Below are 19,369 nucleotides of genomic sequence, written 5' to 3'. Positions count from 1 at the left end.
CGCAGGCTTTCTTGCACAGTTTTAGTTGTACAAATATTGATATCATCACGGTCCTTCATGACAGTTGCAGATGTCGTCCTTCTCTCGACGAACGATGCTGAAGAGCCTCGGCGCGACCGGTCTCCTGCTCGCAGGCGGCGCGACGACCGCGGCGGCACGCCCCGGCGGCGTCGCCGCGGGTGACGCGCGGTTCCGAGTCGGTCACTTCTCGCCCGACGCGCCCCCCGTAGACGTGTACGTAAACGGCGACCCCTTCCCCGGCCTGCAGGGCGTCCCGTTCGGCGTGCTCTCCGACTACTTCGCCGTCCCGGCGGGGACGTATCGGGTCGAGGTCACGCCCGCGGGCGACGCCTCGACGGTCGTCATCGACACCGAGGTCACGCTCCGTCGCAACCGCGATTACACCGTCGCGGCGACGGGTGCGCTCGCCGACATCGCGGCCGCCGTGGCCGCGGACACGAACCGCCCGGCACCGTACGGCAAGGCCAGCGTCCGCGTCGCGCACTTCTCGCCCGACGCGCCCGAAGTCGACATCGTCGTCGCGGGCGGCCCGACGCTGTTTTCGGGACTGGCGTTCGGCGACGTCTCGGACTACGAGACGGTCCCCGCCGGGACGTACGACCTACAGGTCGTCCTCTCGTCGGACGGGACGGTCGTGCTCGACCTCCCCGGAACGGCGCTCGAAGGCGGCCGAACCTACTCGGTGTTCGCCATCGGCTTCGCCACCGGCGGCTCGCCCGGCTTCGGCGTCCTGCCCGTCGTCGACGCCGTCTCACCCGCGCGCTAGCCGCCGACCAACGAGGGCGTCCGTCGCGTGCGCTGAGTCGATACCGGTCGCCGCCCGCGGCGAGAATCGAAACCGACCGACAGCGGCGGGAGACCCCGGCCCGCGTTGCCATGGTCGAAACCCCCTTTTGGCGTCCCCGCCGATAGCCGGTGACATGGTTCGGGTCTCGACCGGCGCGCGCATCCACTTCGGCTTCCTCAATCTGAGCCTCGCCCGCGACCGCCTCTACGGCGGCGTGGGCGTCGCGCTCGACGAGCCGCGGGTGGTCGTCGCCGCCGAGCCCGCGGCCGACGTTCGGTGTCGGCATCCCGCCGCCCGCGAGTACGCCGAGCAGGCGGTCGAACTCCTCGGCGTCGAGGGCGTCGACGTCTCGGTCGAGCGCGCCCTGCCGCGACACGCCGGCCTCGGGAGCGGGACACAGCTCGCGCTCGCGGTGTTGCGGGCGGTCGCGGCCGCCACCGACCGCGAGGCCGACGTGCGCCGACTCGCCCCGGAGGTGGGGCGCGGCGGCCGCTCCGGCGTCGGCGTCGCCACGTTCGAAGCCGGCGGGGCCGTCCTCGACGCGGGCCACCCGACCGCGCGGTTCACCACCGACCGCCCGGAAGACGGCTCGTGGTCGGTGCCGGCGGTCGCCGCCCGACACGAGGTGCCCGACCGCTGGCGGTTCCTGCTCGTCGTCCCCGACGCCGACCCCGGCCGCAACGGCGCGGCCGAGGAGTCGAGCATGCGCTCCGTCGTCGAGCGCGCGGACGCGCAGACCGGCGACCGCATCGCCGGCATCGTCACCCGGCGGCTCCTCCCGGCGCTCGCCGAGGGGTCCGCCGAGCGGTTCGGCGAGGCCGTCGAGTCCGTCGGCCGACTCAACGGGACGTGGTACGCCGACGAGCAGGGCGGCGTCTACCGGCCGCCGGTCGGCGCGCTCGTCTCGTCGCTGTCGGAGTCGCCCGTCGTCTACGGCGCGGGCCAGTCGTCGTGGGGACCGACCGTCTACGGCGTCACCGACGCCGACCACGTCGACGAGGCGGTCGAGGCGGGCCGGGCCGCGCTGGCCGACGCCGACATCGACGGCACCGTCTCGGTCGCCCGCGGGCGGAACCGCGGCGCGCGCGTCGAGTGAAGCGGGCGTGAGCGAACGGGTGTGAGCGAACGGACGTGAGCATCGCGGGGCGAGTCGGAGGTGGCGACCGCGACGGCCCACCGCGCTCCCCGAAACGCCTAACCGACGCGGCCGAGTCGGCTTCGGTATGTCTCAAATCCCCTTCGGCATCCCCCGCCTCGACAGCATCATCGGCGGCGGCGCACCCCCGGGGAACGTCGTGCTCCTCGCGGGCGAGTCCGGCGCGGGCGCTCGGGAGTTCCTCTACACGAGCGCGACGATGAACGCCCTCTCGCACGCCGACGCGGAGCTGTTCGACCTCCACTACGGCTCGCTCGCGGACACCGCGACGCCGCCGCCGGAGATTCACTACGTCTCGTTCACCGCCGGCGAGGAGTACCTGCGCCGCGAGATGGGCTACACCATGGACGACGAGGTCGTCGAGTCCGCGGTCGAACACATCGAGTTCCACGACCTCTCGCCGGAGTACTTCCAGCTCAGCCCGATTCCGCGGGAGTGGTACCTCGGCCAGCCGACGAAGCTGGAGGACCTCGGCCACCGACACAACCGCGAGTCCGTGTTGGGCGCGCTGGGGAGCACTCTGAGCGAACACGCCCCCGGGAACCTCGTCGTCATCGACTCCCTGACCGACCTCGTGGCGAGCCAGTCCGACGAGATGACGTGGTCGGACATCGCGATGGTCATCAAGGGGCTGGAGAAAGCCTCCTACCAGTGGGGCGGGCTCATCCTCGTGCTCGCGAGCACCGAGGCGCTCTCGAAGACCGAACTCGGCGTCCTCAAGGGCGCGACCGGCGGGACACTGCTTTTCGAGTGGGAGTCCGGCGGGTCGAAGCGCGCGCGGACGATGGTCGTCCAGGAGTTCCGCGGCGTGCTCGCCCGACTGGAAAGCGAGAACATCGTGCAGTTCGAGACCGAAATCAACGAAAGCGGCCTCGACGTGAGCGACGTGCGGAAGATTCGCTGAGCGAACCGACGCGGAATCGTGCGACGACCTGTCTCCGATTCGGGGACAGTTCTTAAGGCTCCGTAGACAAACTGGACACGAAGATGGAAGGGGAAGACGGGCTGTCGCTCTCAGACGACCTCCGCACGTGGGTCGAAGCGCGCGCCGACGAGGAGGACGTCGACCCGGAGACAGTGCTCTCGCGGGCCCTCGGGACCTACCGGCTCGCCGTGATAGACGCGGGCGAATCAATCGACGAGAGCGCATCGGTTCCCGACCGACTCGACGGGGTCGAGGGTCGCGTCGAGGCGCTCGAAGGCGATCTCGACGAGAAGATAGCCGACGTGCGGACGCGCGTCGTCCAGGTCAAACGCGAGACCGACGAGAAAGCGCCGCGCGACCACGCGCACCCCGAGTTGGACGGCGAACTCGACCGACTGGCCGACGACGTACACGCGGTTCGCAACCGCGTGGCCGACCTCGACGACCGCCTCGACGCCGGCTTCGAGAACTTCGAGGAGATTCTCAGCTACCTCGACGAGACGACGGCGACGCTCGACGAGAACCTCCGGTCGGTCGCGCGGACGCTTCTGGACCTCCGCGGGCGGGCGGCTGACCTCGAAGCCGCCGACCTCGAACGGACGGCGCTCGCCGAACTCCTCCGTTCGGCGAACGCGGCCGGCGAGAAGAAAGCGCGGTGCGAGGAGTGCGACGCGACCGTCCACCTCGACCTGCTCGCGGAACCCCGCTGTCCGTCGTGTCGGACCCCCTTCCGCGAACTGTCGTCGTCGCCCGGGTTCTTCGGGACGGCGACGCTCCACACCGGCCGGCTCCCCGCGCTGGAGGCGGCTGACTCGTCAGCCCCGACCGACGAGGTCGAAGACCTACTCGACGAGGCCATTCCCGACAGGCGGGACGCCGACGCCAGTTCGGACGCCGGTTCCGGTTCGGACGCGGACGACGCCCCCATCGACGAGCGCGACCGGTCCCCCGCCGCCCGAGAGGAGGAGTCGGCTCAGCGGGGTGCCGGTGCCGCGGCGGGGAGCGAACGCGGCGACGACTGAGAGCCCACGAAGACGATGACCGACGACAACGACCCCACGGACGACGCGGCGAGAGACCACACATACACCTTCGGCGACCGCGGTGACCGGCCCGAGCGCGACGACCCGACGGACGGCGCGTCCGACGCCGAGAACACCCCGGAAGCGGGCCGCGGCGGACGCAACGGCGACGCCGATTCGGCCCCGCTTTCGGACCTCGCGGGGCGCGTGGCCGAGCGCCGCAACCGCTCGCGCGTCACCGACCAGCGCGACGACGTGACCGAGCTCTTCGAGTCGGTCGAAGTCGGCGAACTCGACCGCGACGACGTGTGGACCTCGCTCGTCGAAGGCGGGGACAGCGAGGAGGCGGAGGGCGTCGGCGTCGGAGCCGAGGCCACCCCGGTCGACGCCAGCGGGGGCGTCGCGGACCACGTCGTCCCCAAGAACGAGTTCTGCCAGCGCTGTGAGCACTTCGGCGAGCCGCCGAAGCTCGCGTGCCACCACGAGGGGACGACCATCGTCGAACTCGAAGACAGCGACCACTTCCGGGTGCGGAACTGCCCGATGGTCGACGACGACTGACGGCGGCGGCGCGGCGGGCCGACTCTGATTCTCCCCGCGACAGAACGGAGTGACAGCTTCTTTGCCCTCGGTCCGCTACCGGCGGGTATGCAGTTCTGCGACGAGTGCGGTTCGATGATGGTGAGCCAGAACGGCGCGATGACCTGCACGAACGACGACTGCGGGGGGACCGCTGAGCGCGACGAGGAGCTCGCGGCGGAGTTCGTCTCCACCGAGGCCCAGTCGGACGACGAACTCATCGAGACCGAAGAGGGCGCTGAGTTCGAGGGCAAACCGACCGCGAAGGACGTTCACTGCGACGACTGCGGCCACACGAAAGCGTGGTACACCATCAAGCAGACCGGGTCGGCCGACGAACCGCCGACGCGGTTCTTTAAATGTCAGGAATGCGGCTATCGGTGGCGGGAGTACAACTAAGTCCAGCGGTAGAAGACGCAAAAAATGACGTTAATGGTAGATAAGTCACGTCTGTGAACTCACCGTAGACGTTTCTGAGACGGAATCTGAGGCACTTGAGGAGCTATCCGATGAAGCTCTTGAGAAGGCTAAGCGAGACTGGTTGGGAGGAAAGCGAGATACTGGCCCTCGACTGAGTTGAACATAATCAGGGGATTTCAAACTCTCCCAACAATATTGAGTTATCTGACTCTTCTGTCCAAGAAACACGAATCTTACCACCGCTTAATGTGCATTCTGAATCCGAATTCCGCCACGAAAATGAATATACGAACAGTTTATCACCTGATTTGACTTCTTTAGCTCCTTCGTGTCCTCCCCGATACCAATATGTTTTCCCCAACGTTGGGTTTGAAGAATCGCATTCATCTCCTCCCGAAATTTCCGCATCTATATTTTCACTCAACAGATAGTCTGGTGTGCTCATAGTCAATACAACGAAATCGTTCGCATCTTTACCTCCTGTACGAAATTCTTGACCATCATACCGTTCCGTATTCGAGTAATATTCAAACTCTATCGAGGACTTTCGTGCAATGTCTGAGGATTGAGATTCATATTCTGGCTTTGGTTGGGTTGTCTCGGTGCTCTCTGATGCTCCACTTCCTGAAGGCGAACCTGTGGCACATTTCATTCCATCGTACTCCTCATCTAAGCCATTCACATCCAGTCGGAAATCCGACGTAGGGCCGAACCCGGTTCCCTCGATCACTACGGTTTTTGTCTCTTTTGGCTCAAATGTCACTTCAACAAAATATTCGTCGCCATCCTCCTTAACCGAGAAGATCTCAAGCCTGTCGGTAGTCAGATTCTTGGCTACGAAATTCGGATAGTCAACGGAATTACCTTTCTCTATTTCTAAAATCTGGAAGGCATAGTTTCCTGATTCACAATGAGGTAGTCCATATTTTCCGACCTGGGGTGATGCCTCTGTGTGAGTCTCCGTTTCGGCGGAAGGGGTATCCGTTTGCACATCACCGGTGACACTTCCACTAGTGCATCCTGCCAGACCGATTAAACCGAAACCAGATATTCCAGCCAGAACCTCTCGTCGGTTGAATCCACTTATCCCTGTCATACGCCAAAATCACATATCCGTGATTTACGCCTTTTGGACAGTCCATCATTCCTGATAATCGTAACCTCAGAAACGGGAGGGGAACCTGCGGGACGCAAGGAACCCTCGGCCCCCTGCTACGAATGTTGTGAGACGACGTATGCGCCTTGTGAGTCAATTCGAGTGTCGGGCGACAGAAAACTAGAGTATGTTCAATATCTCTTCCTTCCGGTGACTGCCGCCTGAGAGTGAGTTGGAGACTCGTAGTGGTCCTTGAGCATTTGGACAGTCGCATTCATTCGTCCACTAATCGTATCCCACGCCACGCCTTCGTCCCGCATTCGGGTGATTGCCACTCGTCGCAAGTCGTGACGATTGCGACGCTCGGCCGCTTGCTCAACGGTGCGAAGGTCGTAGTTCCATACCGTGGTGAAAGGTCATCAGCCTCGCGGGATGTGTCAATCCACTTGATTTTTAGCAGGTCACCCCTCACCCAACTCCGCGGCCGTCACCGCACCCGGTTCCTCGTCACGTTCGTCCGTCGAATCGCTCGCGAGCGCGTAGCCGTAGGGCACGAGCAACAGGCTCCCGAACCAGCCGATGACGAGCCCGAGCGTCCCGAAAATCGTGCCGACGAGGCCGATTGCGACGGCGTCGGCCGCGACGACGACGACGGCGAGCGCGACGCTCCAGCCGACGAGCGATTTCCACGACCCGCGGCGGATGCAGAAGCCGGCGAACAGGCCGAAGGCGGCCACGACGCCGATGCCGGGAACGAGGACGTAGCGCATGCCGAGCGAGCCCGTGTTGGTGAGCGTCGTCGCCAGCCACATGGCGACGGCCGTACCGGGGACGACCAGTAAGGCGGTTCTGCGGTCCAGCGGGCGGGCGCGGCGTCGAATCCGGAACGCGCCGAGGAGGCCGAGGCCGGCGACGGTGTACGCCCAGCCGATGGGGTTGAACAGGAACCCGCCGACGATGGCGAGGAAGTTCCCGAGAATCTCGCCCTCGTTCGCCGGGTGGACGAGGTAGTGCGCGCCGCCGCGCTCGTAGAGCCCCGGTACGACGAAGGTGCTGTTGGTGACGGTGCCGCCGTCGATGGCCTCGCGCACGTCGGCGCTGGCGTTCGCGGCGGGCGACGACGCCGCGGCGGCGACGGTCTCCCAGTCGGTCGGGTCGAGTTCGATGGTCGCGCGGACCGGGTCGCCCGAGACGTTCAGAGAAAACCGGTAGTACCGGCCGTCGTAGACCGCGAACTCGGCGTCTTCGTTCACATCCGAGAGGGTCATGTACGCCTCGGGTTCGATGTCGCCGTCGTACCGGCCGGTCCGGGCGGCGGTGGCGACCGGCTCTCGGAGTTGCGGCGTCCGGTTCACCGTCTTGTCGAGGTTAACCACGTCGGGGTCGTAGGAGGCGACGAGACCGGGCGGCGAGTCGGCGGTCACTTCCTCGGCCTCGTACGTCGATTCGAGCGACGAGGCCGAGGTGGCGACGGCGAACGACTGACTCAGCGCGACGCCGACGAGGAGAAGGGCGACGACGGCGGCGAGCCGCTTGCGGGAGACCATAACCCCGGCTTCGGAGCCGAGTCAAAAATGTCGTTCGGTCGAACGGTCGCGGGCCGTTTCGTTGCGGGCCGTTTCGTCGCGGGTCCGTGGTGTCGGAGGCGACCCCGGCTCTCACTCCCGTTTTCATTCCCATCTCTCACCCTCGTTCCCCCCGTTCTCACTCGACGCCGAGGTTCGACACGAGGAAGTCGGCGACGGCGGCCGCGACCTTGTCCTCCTGTCCGATGAAGAAGTGGTCGGCCGCGAACTCGACGACGGGTTGGTGGTACTCGCGGGCGCGCTCGACGACGGGTTCCCAGTCGGCGACGTCGTCGCGGGTGCCGTAGACGACCTGCACGGGGACGGGGATGCGGTCGAAGGCGGCGACGGCGTCGAGGTCGTCGGCGAGTCGCCCGGCGGGGGCGAGCGCGGAGACGGCGTCCACGGCCGCGCCCTCGGCGGCCGCGAGAAGCGCCATCGCGCCGCCGAACGAGAAGCCGAACAGGCCCACGCGGTTGTAGCGCTCCGCGGCCCACTCGACCGCCCGGAGGGTGTCGGCGCGCTCGCCGTAGCCCTCGTCCCACGGGCCGTAATCGAAGCGGAGGCAGTCGACGCCGCGGGCGGCGAGCGCGTCGCCCACGGCGACGAGGCGGGCGTCGCCGCGGTGGCCCTGGTGTTGGGGGTGGGGCGGACAGGCGACGACAATCGCGTCGCCTCGGGCCGCCGCGTCGTCGGTGTCGTCAGTATCGTCCGCGGCGTCGCCGCGGGCGCGGTCGAGGGTCGCCCGCACGTCGCGGCCGCCGGGCACGAGAATCGTCTCGGTCATAGAGACAGGTTGCGCTGGTGAGGTTTTAAGCCGAACGTCGCGTAGTAATTGGGTATGGGAATTCTCTCTCGCACGTCGTACGTCATCCGGTCGAAGATAAACGCCCTCCTCAACCGTGCGGAGGACCCGACCGAGACGCTCGACTACTCCTACGAGAAGATGCGCGACGAGCTACAGCAGGTCAAACAGGGTATCGCCGACCTGACCACCCAGAAGAAGCGACTGGAGATACAGAAGCGCCGCCTCGAAGAGAACGTCGAAAAGCACAACGACCAGGCCCGCGAGGCCGTCCAGCAGGACCGCGAGGACCTCGCGCGCAAGGCGCTCGAAAAGAAGCAGGCCAAGATGAGCCAAATCGAGGAGTTGGAGACGCAGATCGCCAGCCTGCAGGAGACGCAGGACCAACTCGTCAACAAGAAGGACGAACTCCAGAGCCGCATCGAGGAGTTCCGCACGAAAAAGGAGACGATGAAGGCCCGCTACGAGGCCGCCGAGGCGTCGAGCCGCGTCTCCGAGGCGATGACCGGCGTCGGCGACGAGATGGCCGACGTGGGTCGCGCGCTCGAACGCGCCGAAGAGCAGACCGACGAGATGGAGGCCCGCTCCGCCGCGATGGACGAACTGATGGACTCCGGCGCGTTCGACGACGCGCTGTCGGACAAGGACTCCATCGAGCGCGAGCTCGAGGCCGGTCGCACCAGCGCCGAAGTCGACACCGAACTGGAGACGCTCAAAGCCGAGATGGGCAAGTCCTCCGGGTCGTCGTCATCGAGCGAGAGCGCGAGCGACGCCGACGTGGACGTCGAGACCGAGGTGGCCGACGAGGAGGTCGAAGCCGAACTCGAAGAGCTGAAGAACGAAGACGACTCCTCGTCCTCCTGAGCGCGCCCGCCCGACCCGACGCCTTGCCGTGAGGCGCTCGGCTGACCCAGTCGCCTCTGCCGTCTCCGCGACCGACCGCCAGTACGCACTTGACCCCGCCGCTCGATAGCTTCGGGCATGTCGAACACCGGCGGGCCGTCGGCCGGCGAGCCCGACGACACGATGCGGGAGCGCGGGACGACGAGCCGCGCGAAGCTCCGCGCCCTCCTCGACGCGGACCGCCGCGCCGTCGCCGCGGCCCCGCTCGTCGTCGTCTTCTGTAGCGTCGTCGTCCTCGGCCAACTGGACCCGACGCCGCTCCGGGTCGCCGTCGAGTCCTCGGACCCAATCGAGACGCTCGCGCAGGGGCTTCTCACCGCGATTATCACGGGCGTCACGCTCGTCGTCACCATCAACCAGCTCGTGCTCTCGCGCGAACTCGGCCCGCTGGGCGACCAGCGCGACCGGATGGAGGGGTCGATGCGCTTCCGCGAGGACGTCGCCGACCTCTTGGACGCGCCGGTCGCGCCGCCGGAGCCCTCCGCGTTCCTGCGCGCGCTGGCCGAGGGCATCGCGTCGCGGGCGCGGGCGGTCGAAGACACGCTCGATGCGGACGGGGACGCCGGCGAGAGCGGCGAGGCGAGTACGGACGGCGACGCGGACGATACCGATAGCGACCCGGCGGCCCGCGTCCGCGAGTTCGCCGGGGAGGTCGAGTCCAACGCCGAGGCGGTCGCAGAACGTTTGGAGGGCCGGCAGTTCGGGACGTTCGCGGTGCTGTCGGCGGCGCTGGACCTCAACTACTCGTGGAAAATCTATCAGGCGGCGCGGCTCCGCCGCGTCCACGACGCCGACCTCTCGGCGGAGACGAAGACGGCGCTGTCGGAACTCCGCGACGCGCTCGAACTGTTCGGCCCCGCCCGCGAGCACGTCAAGACGCTGTACTTCCGGTGGGAACTGGTCGACCTCTCGCGGACGATGTTCTACGCGGCCGTCCCCGCGCTCGTGGCGAGCATCGGCGCGATTCTCTTCCTCGACGACCCGACCACGATTACCGGCGCGACGCTCGGCGTGTCGAACCTGCTTCTCACCGTGGCGTTCGTGGTGGCCGTCTCGCTTTCGCCCTTTGCGGTGCTCGCGGCCGCGGTCCTCCGAATCTCCACGGTCGCGAAACGGACGCTCTCTATCGGGCCGTTCGTGCTTCGGTCGGAGACCCGCGAAGACGACCTCGACTGGGAGTCCTGACGGGGGCGGCGGTCTCGCGTCGGCGTCGGTGGCGTCGGTGGCGTCGGTGGGTGTCGCCGCGTTACCGCATCCGCGTCGCCGCGCCCGCGTTACCGACGCTGTGCGCCGGTTCCCGGTCGGTCGAGGGCTTCGAGGTCGATGCCGCCGTTCGGCATCGGGACGCCCTCGTAGGGGTCGTCGGCGAGGAGGAGCGAGCCGTCGAGGTCGGCGTAGTCGAGGAGCGGCGCGAGGTGACAGCCCGCCGCGATGGCGGCGTTCGACTCTATCATACAGCCGAGCATGACCTCCAGCCCGTGGGCGCGGGCGGCGTGGATGGCGCGCTTGGCCTCCGTGAGGCCGCCGCACTTCATCAGCTTGAGGTTCGCGATGTCGACGCGGTCGGCGATGCGCGGGATGTCGTCGGCCGTGATACAGGACTCGTCGGCCGCGATGGGAAGCGCGCCGCGGTCGTAGACGAACTTCAGGCCCTCGTCGTCCTCGGCGGGGACGGGTTGTTCGACGAACTCGACGCCGAAGTCGGCGAGGAACTCGGTCATCTCGACGGCCTCGCGGGGGGTCCACGCCTCGTTGGCGTCGACTCGGATGGTCGCGCCGGGGGCCTCGTCGCGGACGGCCTCGATGATGGCCCGGTCGCGGTCGGTGCCGAGTTTGACCTTGAGCACGTCGTAGCCGGCCTCGTACGCCTCCGCGGTCTTCTCGCGCATCGTGTCGAGGTCGTCGAGGCCGACGGTGTACGACGACGTGGGCGTCCGCGAGGGGTCGAGCCCCCAGAGGCGGTACAGCGGGACGCCGAGGCGCTTGGCCGCGAGGTCGTGGAGAGCGATGCTGACGGCGGTCCGCGCGGCGGGGTTGCGGCGGACCGTCTCGGCCATCTCGCGCTCGATGCGGTCGATGGCGTGGGCGTCGCCGACCGCCTCGACCACCGAGAGCAGGTCCGGTAGCACGGCCTCGACGGTGTCGGCGGTCTCGCCGTAGTGCGACGACGGGGCGGCCGCGCCGACGCCCGTCATGCCGCCTTCGTCCTCGATGCGGACGACGACGTTCTCGGCGTCGGTCTGGACGCCGCGGGCGATGCCGAACGGCTCCGCGAGCGGCATCGAGACGCGCTCGAACTCGGTCGTGATCATCTAGAACACCTCGTCGATGAGGTCGGCCGACCCGAACCGGACGGGGTCGACCGCGGGGACGCCGAGTTCGTCGGCGAAGGCGTCGACGGCCTCGGCCGCCTCCACGTCGTCGTCGACGTGGGAGGTGTTGAGCATCCCGGCGACCACGTCGGCCTCGTGGACCGGGTCGGCGAGGTTCTCGTACAGCGAGACGTACTCCGAGAGCTCGGGGAGCGCGAACTCCTCGTAGCCGTGAATCGCCTCGCGGGTGGCCTCGTGACAGAGCACGAGCTTGTCGGCCATCGACCCGTGGAGGATGCCGCAGGTGACCGCGGAGTACGCCGGGTGGACGATGCTCCCCTGCCCTTCGACGAACAGCACGTCGTGTTCGTCGCCCTTCTCCAGAATCATCTCCTCGACCGCACCGGCGGTGAAGTCGCTGACGACGCGGTCGACGGGGTTGCCCCAGCCGGCGATCATGATGCCGGTCTGGCCGGTCGGGATGAAGCCCGCGTCGATGCCGCGCTCGCGGGCGGCCTCGACGAGTTCGAGCGTCGCGGTCATCTTGCCGACCGAGCAGTCGGTGCCGACGGTGAGGACGACTTCGGCGTCCACGTCGGCGGACTTCCCCTGCGCGACGCCGAGGTCGTCGTGGGGCTTGCGAACGTCGTTGATGTCACAGCCGTGTTCGTCGGCGAGGCGGGCGAACTCCTCGTCTTCGGCGAGGAAGTAGTGGAGGCCGGAGATGAGGTCACAGCCGCGTTCGAGGGCGGTGCGAACGTCGTCGCGCCACGTCTCGTCGAACGCGCCGCCGATGGGCGAGATGCCGACGAGGAGGGCGTCGGCGTCGGGCGCGTCGGCCATCGAGGCGACGACGGGCACGTCGGGGAGGTCGCGGCGGTGGTCGGCGGCGGAGGTGCCGGGGTTGTCGCGGTCGAGGACGGCCACCACGTCGTAGTCGGCGTACTTCAGGACGCCCGTGGCGGTCTTCGCGCGGTCGGGGAACTTCTCGTGTGCGAGGACGACGACTCGCTGTGGATCGGTCATACTGAATGCCACTACGTGCCACCCTAAAAGGTGAGGCGATTCGGCGGCGACTGCCGGGTCATATCGCCGAGTTGTCTGCGAGTATTCGGGTATTCTCTGGGGAGCATCCGCGGCGTCGTCGCCGACTCAGAGCCGGTAGAGTCGCGTGGTCCAGAACTCCCTGGACGCCTCGGCGAGCGCCGCCTCGGGGTCGCCGCTGGCGTCCACGGTCGCGGTCAGCGCGGCCCGCTCGCGGAACTCACCGAGGACGGTTCGCTCGCCGAGGACGACGAGGTCGGCGTCGTCACCGGCTGTTTCCGCCTCACCCGCGCCGGAATCGCCGCCGAGGAACTCGTCGAGCGCCTCGTGACAGCGGTCGATGTGGTCGTCGATTTGGCCCTCGCGGATGCGCTCGAAGCGCGCCTGCGAGAACCCGCCTTTGGAGTGGGCGGACTTCACGTCGCTCTCGAAGCCCTCGACGAATTCGAGGTCGCCGTCCTCGTAGCGACCGAGGGCGAACAGGTCGCCGCGGACGAGCGCGACGACGGTGGTCTCGGTCGGGTGGAACCACGCCGGGTCGAGGTCGAAGCCGTCGCTCCAGCGGTCGAAGTCATCCGGTTGGCGCGGCGGCGAGAGCGCGACGCTCACCACTCCGGCGTCGTCGGTGAGCGCGACGCAGGGCGCGGCCCGGCGGACGAGCGGGGCGCGGTCGCCGAAGGCGGACTCGGCGGCCGAGGGAAGCGAGCGGTCGTCGGCGACGGCGGCGGTGAGCGCGCCCTCCGCGTCGGTCGAAACCGAATCGAGGCGGGACAGCACCTCGCGGAGGCGGTCGCCGCGGAGGTCCTCGGTCCCGCGGAAGTCGAGGGAGTCGTCCTCGCCCGAGAGGCGCTCCACGCGGTCTTCGAGCTCGGTGACGCGGTCTTCGAGGCGGTTGACCTCCTTTTCGGCCTCCTGTCGCGCGCGTGCCGCCTCCTGTCGGCGGTCGGACTCGCCCTCCAGACGCCCGGCTAACGCGTCGCGTTCGTCTTCCAACTCGGCGATGCGCGCTTTGAGTTCGGCTCGACCCAACAACTCGTCCAGCATACACGGACGCGTGCGGGCCGACCACTTGAGCGTTCGGACGCGGGGACGAGGCGAGCGGGACCGTTCCGCCCGCGCGACGACCGCGGCGGCGCGACTCAGGCCAGCCTGTCGTCGGGTCGGTCGGGGCCGGAGCCGCCGGGTCCGCCGGGCGCGAGGTCGTCGGGGTCGTAGCCGGCGTACCGGAGCAACTCGGCGGCTCGCGGGGCGTCGGCGAGAAGCACCGGCCGGTCGTCCGGGAGCGCGTCGGAGTCCACGGCGTCTCGGGGGAGCGCGAGCGTCCCCGAGGGGACGCCGTCGTCGCCGACGACCGGGAAGTGGGCCGTGTCGAGTTTCATCACGAGCGGGTAGTCGACTCGCTCGACGCCGCTACCGTCCGTGTAGACGCACTCGTTGAGTCGCTCGTGTTCCGTTCGGTGAATCGCCGCCTCGGCCCCGTCGTACGGTTCGACGTACAACCGGCCGAGGAAGTAACTGCTGGAGAAGCGTTCGAACATCTGTGCGTGTGAATGTCAACCACGAACAGGGATAAGCCTTGTCGGAACCATTTATATCGACACGCAATTCCACCGTCGAGAACCGGCGGCGGGAGTCGAGACCGGCAGACGAGAGCGCGACTCGGGCGCGAGAGAATCGGTCGTGAAAACGGGCGGGCGGGGCGGGCGTCTCGCTCGCTTCGAGGGAGCGGTCTCGGCGGGGAGAAGGTTTGGTTCCGGGTGTGACGGACGGTTCAGTCGTCGCCGCGGGTCGCCGCGGTCATCGACCAGACGGCGACGAGGCCGAGCGCGAGCGCCGGGAGCATCGGCAGGGCCAGCATGGCCGCGAGGTACGGGAGGCCGGCCATCGCCGGGAGCGACGGCACGAGGTACACCGCGCCGGGGACGACGAGGAAACAGAGCGCGACGACGCCGACGAGCACCCAGCCGCGACTTCCGAAGCCGGTCGCTTCCGGCTCCGAGCCGTCGCCGCCGACCGCGGGGCCGTCCGGCCGGTGGACGTAGGTGTCGGACTCGGCGGTCGCGCCGGTCGCGCCGTCCCGAGCCGTGGTGTCAGAGCTCACTATCGGGGATTACGACCACCTTGCCAAAGCCCTGTCGCTCCTCGATGAGCTCGTGCGCGCGGTCGATTTCGCTCATCGGGAGCGTCTCGCGGATGCGGGGTTCGAAGGTGCCGTCCCAGACGAGGTCGAGCACCTCGTCGGCCTCGCCGGGCGTCGCCATCGTCGAACCGATGACCGAGAGCTGGTTCCAGAAGATGTAGTTGAGGCCCGCGCCCGGGTCCGGTCCGGTCGTCGCCCCGCAGGTGACGACGCGGCCGCCCTTGACGAGGCTCTTGAGCGACTGCTTGTAGGTCGCCTCGCCGATGTGGTCGACGACCATGTCGACGCCGCGACCGTCGGTCAGTTTGCGAATCTCCTTCGAGAAGTCGTCTTCCTCGTAGTTGATGACGTGGTCCGCGCCGCACTCCTTGGCGTACTCCAGTTTCTCGTCGGTGGAGGCGGTGGCGTACACTTCCGCGCCCGCGTAGTCGGCGATTTGGACGGCCGCGTGGCCGACGCCGCCGGACGCGCCGAGGACGAGCACCTTCTCGCCGGGGCGGAGTTCGCCGCGGTCGACGAGCATCCGCCACGCGGTCTGGAAGACGAGCGACGCGGAGCCGGCGACTTCCCACGGCACGCCCTCGGGGACGGGCACGAGGTTCTCCTCGGGAATCGCCGCGAACTCGGCGTGGACGCCGCGGACGTGCTCGCCGATGATGTGGAAGTCCGGCGCGAGCGTCGGGTCGCCCTTCCGGGAGAACTCGTCGCCGCCGCCGGCGACGCCCGCGATGAGCGCCACGCGGTCGCCCGCCTCGAACCGGCTCACGCGCTCGCCGACCTCGGTGACGACGCCGGCCATGTCGCTTCCGGGGATGTGCGGCATCTCCAACTCGACGCCCGGAAGCCCCCGCCGCGTCCAGATGTCGAGGTGGTTGAGCGACGCCGCCTTCACGTCGACGAGGACCTCGTCGGGACCGACTTCCGGGTCCGGGAAGTCGCCGTACTCGAGGACGTCTCGGTCGCCGTGTTCCGTGAATTGGACCGCTTTCATCTCGACCCGACCGAGGATGGGCAGGAACTAAAGTGTGGGTTTACGCCAATCGTCTTTCCTCTTGTTCGACATCTGACGAACCTCGTGGATTCAAATCATATCGGTGCGAAGATATATACGACACAGGGTTCCCAACACAGTCGAGCCCGACAGTCACGGTCGCCGACATCTACCGGCGGCCCGTACAGGGGCGGTCGACAGGCGTCCGACTCGTTGGAAGGAGTATCAGGTACGTGATTCGAGACGAGACTTCAGCACAGCTTTCGCGCCTCCTCGTGAGGCGGTCGTCGTTCGTCCGAGCGCTCGCGGAGCGACCGCGAGACAAGCGCGGACTCGCCGACGACCTCGACACCTCGCGTTCGACGGTCGACCGCGTCGTCCGCGACCTGCTCGACGCCGGCCTCGTCGAGCGCGCCGACGGCCTGTATCGGCTGACCTGCGTCGGCCGGTGCGCGCTCGGCGCGTACGACGAGTGCCTCGACTCGCTCCGCGGCGTCCAAGCGGCGCGGGACCTCCTTTCGATGCTCCCGACCGACGCGCCGCTCGACCCGGTGTTCCTAACGGGCGCGGCAGTTCACACGCCGACCCCGGACATCCCGGACAGCGCGATTCGGGAGCTGTTTTCGAGCGTCGAGAGCGCAAAGCGAGTCTACGGCGTCGCCCCGGTCGCGCTCGTCGGCCAGCTTCGACCCTTCTACGAGACCGCCACCGAGGGCGGGACGGTCGTCGAGATGATTATCTCCGACGAGCTGTTCGACCGACTCGCCGCCTCTCCGGACTCGCACGCGGTCATCTCCGACCAGCTCCGACACGAGTCGGTGACGCTCTACCGGGGCGAGGTCCCGTTCCGGTTCGGCCTCTGGGTGACGGAATCGGAGGCGGGAATCGTCGTCTACACCGACACCGGCGTCGGCGGGGTCGCCCGCAACGACACCGAAGCCGCCGTCGAGTGGGCCACAGAGCAGTTCGAAGCCCTCCGCGAGAACGCGGAACGCCTGACGCTCGACTCGCTCGACGGCGTTCCAGGCGACGGGTGAGCCACGCCGGTCGCCGGCGACTCGTCCGACCGGCCGCCGCGAACCGACGACCGCCGGGCCGACGCGGGAATTTTATCGCCGGACGACGAAGCCGCGGCCGTGAGCGACCACGACCATCACCACGGCGAGGGGGGCGGCGACGACCACAGCCATCACCGCGACGACCACGGCCACGACGACCACAGCCATCACCACCACGATGTCGACGACCTCCAAGCGGCGGTGCTGACGGTTTCGTCCACCCGCGATATCGACGACGACCCCGCGGGCGACTCGATAGCCGAACTGTTCCGCGAGGCGGGTCACTCGGTGTCGGTCCGGCGGGTCGTCGACGACGACTACGACGAGATTCAGACCGCGGTCGCGCGGATGGCCGACCGCGGCGACGTCGACGTGACGGTCACGACCGGCGGGACGGGCGTCACGCCCGACGACCAGACCGTCGAGGCGACGGCGCAGTTGTTCGGGAAGACGTTGCCCGGCTTCGGCGAACTGTTCCGGCGGCTCTCGTACGACGAAATCGGCACCAAGGTCGTCGGCACCCGCGCGACCGCGGGCGTCGTCGACGGGATGCCGACGTTCTGTCTGCCGGGGAGCGAGAACGCCGCCCGGCTCGGCACCGCGGAGATAATCGTCCCGGAAGCGCCGCATCTCACCGGACTGGCGCGGCGCGACGAGGCGTAGATACCCGCCCCAAAAACCGAGGGTCGTCGGGCGAATCCGACTGCAACGTCTGCCCAGTCGCGGCCATTTAAGTTCGCGCACGCGCTCCGATGAGGTATGAGCCAGCAGTCCCCTCGCGAGGAGGACTCGGACGACGTGTTCTCCAGCGGTAAGGACCCGAGCCTCCGAAGCACGGAGGTCACGGAGGGTCCCGACAAGGCCCCGCACCGAGCGATGTTCCGCGCCATGGGCTTCGACGACGAGGACTTCTCGTCGCCGATGGTCGGCGTGCCGAACCCCGCCGCCGACATCACCCCGTGTAACGTCCACCTCGACGACGTGGCCGACGCCGCAATCGAGGGCATCGACGCCGCGGGCGGGATGCCCATCGAGTTCGGGACCGTCACCATCTCCGACGCCATCTCGATGGGGACCGAAGGCATGAAGGCCTCGCTCATCTCCCGCGAGGTCATCGCCGACTCCGTCGAACTCGTCTCCTTCGGCGAGCGCATGGACGCGCTCGTCACCGTCGCCGGCTGTGACAAGAACCTCCCCGGCATGATGATGGCCGCCATCCGAACCGACCTTCCCTCCGTCTTCCTCTACGGCGGCTCCATCATGCCCGGCCAGCACGAGGGCCGCGAGGTGACCGTCCAGAACGTCTTCGAGGGCGTCGGCACCTACGCCGAAGGCGACATGAGCGCCGACGAACTCGACGACCTCGAACGCCACGCCTGCCCCGGCGCGGGCTCCTGCGGCGGGATGTTCACCGCCAACACGATGGCCTCCATCTCCGAGGCGCTCGGGATGGCCCCCCTCGGGTCGGCCTCCGCGCCCGCCGAGTCCGACGAGCGCTACGAGAACGCCCGCCGCGCCGGCGAGGTCGTCCTCGACTGCGTGGAAAACGACCGCCGCCCCTCCGACATCCTCACGAAGGAGTCCTTCGAGAACGCCATCACCCTGCAGGTCGCCACCGGCGGGTCGACCAACGCCGTGCTCCACCTGCTCGCGCTGGCCGCCGAGGCCGGCGTCGACCTCGATATCGAGGAGTTCGACGAGATTTCCCGTCGCACGCCGAAAATCGCCAACCTCCAGCCCGGTGGCACGCGCGTCATGAACGACCTCCACGAAATCGGCGGCATCCCGGTCGTTATCCGTCGTCTCGTCGAGGCCGGCCTGTTCCACGGCGACGCGATGACCGTCACCGGCCGCACCATCGCCGAGGAGCTCGACCACCTCGACCTCCCGGACGACGACGGCCTCGAAGCGGACTTCCTCTACACGGTCGACGAGCCGTATCAGGAGGAGGGCGCAATCAAGATTCTCACCGGCAACCTCGCGCCCGACGGCGCGGTGCTGAAGGTCACCGGCGACGACGCCTTCCACCACACCGGCCCCGCCCGCGTCTTCGAGAACGAGGAGGACGCGATGCGCTACGTGCAGGAAGGACACATCGAGGAGGGCGACGTCATCGCCATCCGCAACGAGGGACCGCGCGGCGGCCCCGGCATGCGCGAGATGCTCGGCGTCACCGCGGCCGTCGTCGGACAGGGCCACGAGGACGACGTGGCGCTTCTCACCGACGGTCGGTTCTCCGGCGCGACGCGCGGCCCGATGGTCGGCCACGTCGCCCCCGAGGCGACCGAGGGCGGCCCCATCGGCCTCCTCGAAGACGGCGACGAGGTGACCGTCGACATCCCGAACCGCGAACTCTCCGTGGACCTCACGGACGAGGAACTCGACGCGCGGAAGGAAGACTGGGAACCCAAGCCGCCGGCGTACACCTCCGGCGTGCTGGCGAAGTACGCCCGCGACTTCGGCTCGGCCGCGAACGGCGCGGTGACGAACCCGGCGCTCACGCGCGACGAATAGAGACGAGTCGCCGCGGCGGCTCCCCCGACGC

20 protein-coding genes are annotated in these 19,369 nt (G+C 68.1%); 11 read left to right on the top strand and 9 right to left on the bottom strand.

From position 1 onward, the window contains the following. Positions 1-94 precede the first annotated feature (94 nt). The 6 genes from C438_RS11250 (at position 95) to C438_RS11225 (ending at position 4,889) form a co-directional block, all read left to right on the top strand. The gene (locus C438_RS11250; RefSeq protein WP_004969519.1) at positions 95-787 is read left to right on the top strand and encodes a DUF4397 domain-containing protein; all 693 of its coding nucleotides are present in this window, start codon (positions 95-97) and stop codon (positions 785-787) included. Between the two features lie 154 nt (positions 788-941). Continuing rightward, entirely contained in the window at positions 942-1,904 is a 963-nt protein-coding gene (locus C438_RS11245) for a beta-ribofuranosylaminobenzene 5'-phosphate synthase family protein (RefSeq protein WP_004969518.1), read from the top strand. Between the two features lie 127 nt (positions 1,905-2,031). Further along, entirely contained in the window at positions 2,032-2,868 is an 837-nt protein-coding gene (locus C438_RS11240) for an RAD55 family ATPase (protein ID WP_004969517.1), read from the top strand. A gap of 83 nt (positions 2,869-2,951) precedes the next feature. Next, positions 2,952-3,911 (top strand): hypothetical protein, encoded by a 960-nt coding sequence (locus C438_RS11235; protein ID WP_004969516.1) that lies wholly within the window; start codon positions 2,952-2,954, stop codon positions 3,909-3,911. Positions 3,912-3,926: 15 nt separating this feature from the next. Further along, complete coding sequence (locus tag C438_RS11230) at positions 3,927-4,472, top strand: hypothetical protein (RefSeq protein WP_004969515.1); 546 nt, start codon at positions 3,927-3,929, stop codon at positions 4,470-4,472. A gap of 87 nt (positions 4,473-4,559) precedes the next feature. Beyond that, positions 4,560-4,889, top strand: coding sequence for a transcription factor S (locus tag C438_RS11225; protein WP_004969514.1), 330 nt, complete (start codon positions 4,560-4,562; stop codon positions 4,887-4,889). Positions 4,890-5,076: 187 nt separating this feature from the next. Here the strand turns inward: C438_RS11225 and C438_RS19375 are convergent, their stop codons facing one another. The 3 genes from C438_RS19375 to C438_RS11215 all read right to left on the bottom strand — a co-directional run bounded on the left by C438_RS19375 (position 5,077) and on the right by C438_RS11215 (position 8,358). Beyond that, the gene (locus C438_RS19375; RefSeq protein WP_152421768.1) at positions 5,077-6,006 is read right to left on the bottom strand and encodes a hypothetical protein; all 930 of its coding nucleotides are present in this window, start codon (positions 6,004-6,006) and stop codon (positions 5,077-5,079) included. 461 nt (positions 6,007-6,467) lie between these two features. Further along, complete coding sequence (locus C438_RS11220; RefSeq protein ID WP_004969513.1) at positions 6,468-7,553, bottom strand: hypothetical protein; 1,086 nt, start codon at positions 7,551-7,553, stop codon at positions 6,468-6,470. Between the two features lie 157 nt (positions 7,554-7,710). Next, entirely contained in the window at positions 7,711-8,358 is a 648-nt protein-coding gene (locus C438_RS11215) for a dienelactone hydrolase family protein (RefSeq protein ID WP_004969512.1), read from the bottom strand. Between the two features lie 54 nt (positions 8,359-8,412). Between C438_RS11215 and C438_RS11210 the strand changes: the two genes are divergently transcribed. Both C438_RS11210 and C438_RS11205 read left to right on the top strand, forming a co-directional pair. Beyond that, positions 8,413-9,240: a PspA/IM30 family protein gene (locus C438_RS11210; RefSeq protein WP_004969511.1), complete on the top strand. Its 828-nt coding sequence runs from the start codon at positions 8,413-8,415 to the stop codon at positions 9,238-9,240. Between the two features lie 117 nt (positions 9,241-9,357). Continuing rightward, on the top strand, positions 9,358-10,464 hold the full coding sequence (locus tag C438_RS11205) for a hypothetical protein (RefSeq protein WP_004969510.1): 1,107 nt from the start codon (positions 9,358-9,360) through the stop codon (positions 10,462-10,464). An 89-nt stretch (positions 10,465-10,553) separates the two neighbouring features. Here the strand turns inward: C438_RS11205 and C438_RS11200 are convergent, their stop codons facing one another. The 6 genes from C438_RS11200 to C438_RS11175 form a co-directional block, all read right to left on the bottom strand. Next, positions 10,554-11,591, bottom strand: coding sequence for a dipeptide epimerase (locus tag C438_RS11200; RefSeq protein WP_004969509.1), 1,038 nt, complete (start codon positions 11,589-11,591; stop codon positions 10,554-10,556). Further along, the gene (locus tag C438_RS11195; RefSeq protein ID WP_004969508.1) at positions 11,592-12,617 is read right to left on the bottom strand and encodes a DUF1611 domain-containing protein; all 1,026 of its coding nucleotides are present in this window, start codon (positions 12,615-12,617) and stop codon (positions 11,592-11,594) included. Positions 12,618-12,743: 126 nt separating this feature from the next. Continuing rightward, positions 12,744-13,679 (bottom strand): Vms1/Ankzf1 family peptidyl-tRNA hydrolase, encoded by a 936-nt coding sequence (locus C438_RS11190; protein WP_004969506.1) that lies wholly within the window; start codon positions 13,677-13,679, stop codon positions 12,744-12,746. A gap of 95 nt (positions 13,680-13,774) precedes the next feature. Beyond that, positions 13,775-14,173 (bottom strand): DUF5802 family protein, encoded by a 399-nt coding sequence (locus tag C438_RS11185; RefSeq protein WP_004969504.1) that lies wholly within the window; start codon positions 14,171-14,173, stop codon positions 13,775-13,777. 233 nt (positions 14,174-14,406) lie between these two features. After that, on the bottom strand, positions 14,407-14,736 hold the full coding sequence (locus C438_RS11180; protein WP_004969502.1) for a hypothetical protein: 330 nt from the start codon (positions 14,734-14,736) through the stop codon (positions 14,407-14,409). After that, positions 14,726-15,766, bottom strand: a complete 1,041-nt coding sequence (locus C438_RS11175) for a zinc-binding dehydrogenase (RefSeq protein ID WP_004969500.1) — start codon at positions 15,764-15,766, stop codon at positions 14,726-14,728. Before C438_RS11175 ends, C438_RS11180 begins: the two co-directional genes overlap by 11 nt. A gap of 233 nt (positions 15,767-15,999) precedes the next feature. Between C438_RS11175 and C438_RS11170 the strand changes: the two genes are divergently transcribed. The 3 genes from C438_RS11170 to ilvD all read left to right on the top strand — a co-directional run bounded on the left by C438_RS11170 (position 16,000) and on the right by ilvD (position 19,338). Next, positions 16,000-16,803: a helix-turn-helix transcriptional regulator gene (locus C438_RS11170; protein WP_004969498.1), complete on the top strand. Its 804-nt coding sequence runs from the start codon at positions 16,000-16,002 to the stop codon at positions 16,801-16,803. A 99-nt stretch (positions 16,804-16,902) separates the two neighbouring features. Beyond that, a complete protein-coding gene (locus tag C438_RS11165) occupies positions 16,903-17,487 on the top strand; it encodes a MogA/MoaB family molybdenum cofactor biosynthesis protein (protein WP_049917976.1) in 585 nt (194 codons plus the stop codon). A 96-nt stretch (positions 17,488-17,583) separates the two neighbouring features. Then, a complete protein-coding gene (gene ilvD / locus C438_RS11160; protein ID WP_004969495.1) occupies positions 17,584-19,338 on the top strand; it encodes a dihydroxy-acid dehydratase in 1,755 nt (584 codons plus the stop codon). Positions 19,339-19,369 lie beyond the last annotated feature (31 nt).

The sequence above is a fragment of the Haloferax denitrificans ATCC 35960 genome (genome assembly GCF_000337795.1).
Classification (GTDB): Archaea; Halobacteriota; Halobacteria; order Halobacteriales; family Haloferacaceae; genus Haloferax; species Haloferax denitrificans.
The sequence above is the reverse complement of the archived record's forward strand: the minus strand, read 5'-3'. Positions and strand labels throughout refer to the sequence as shown.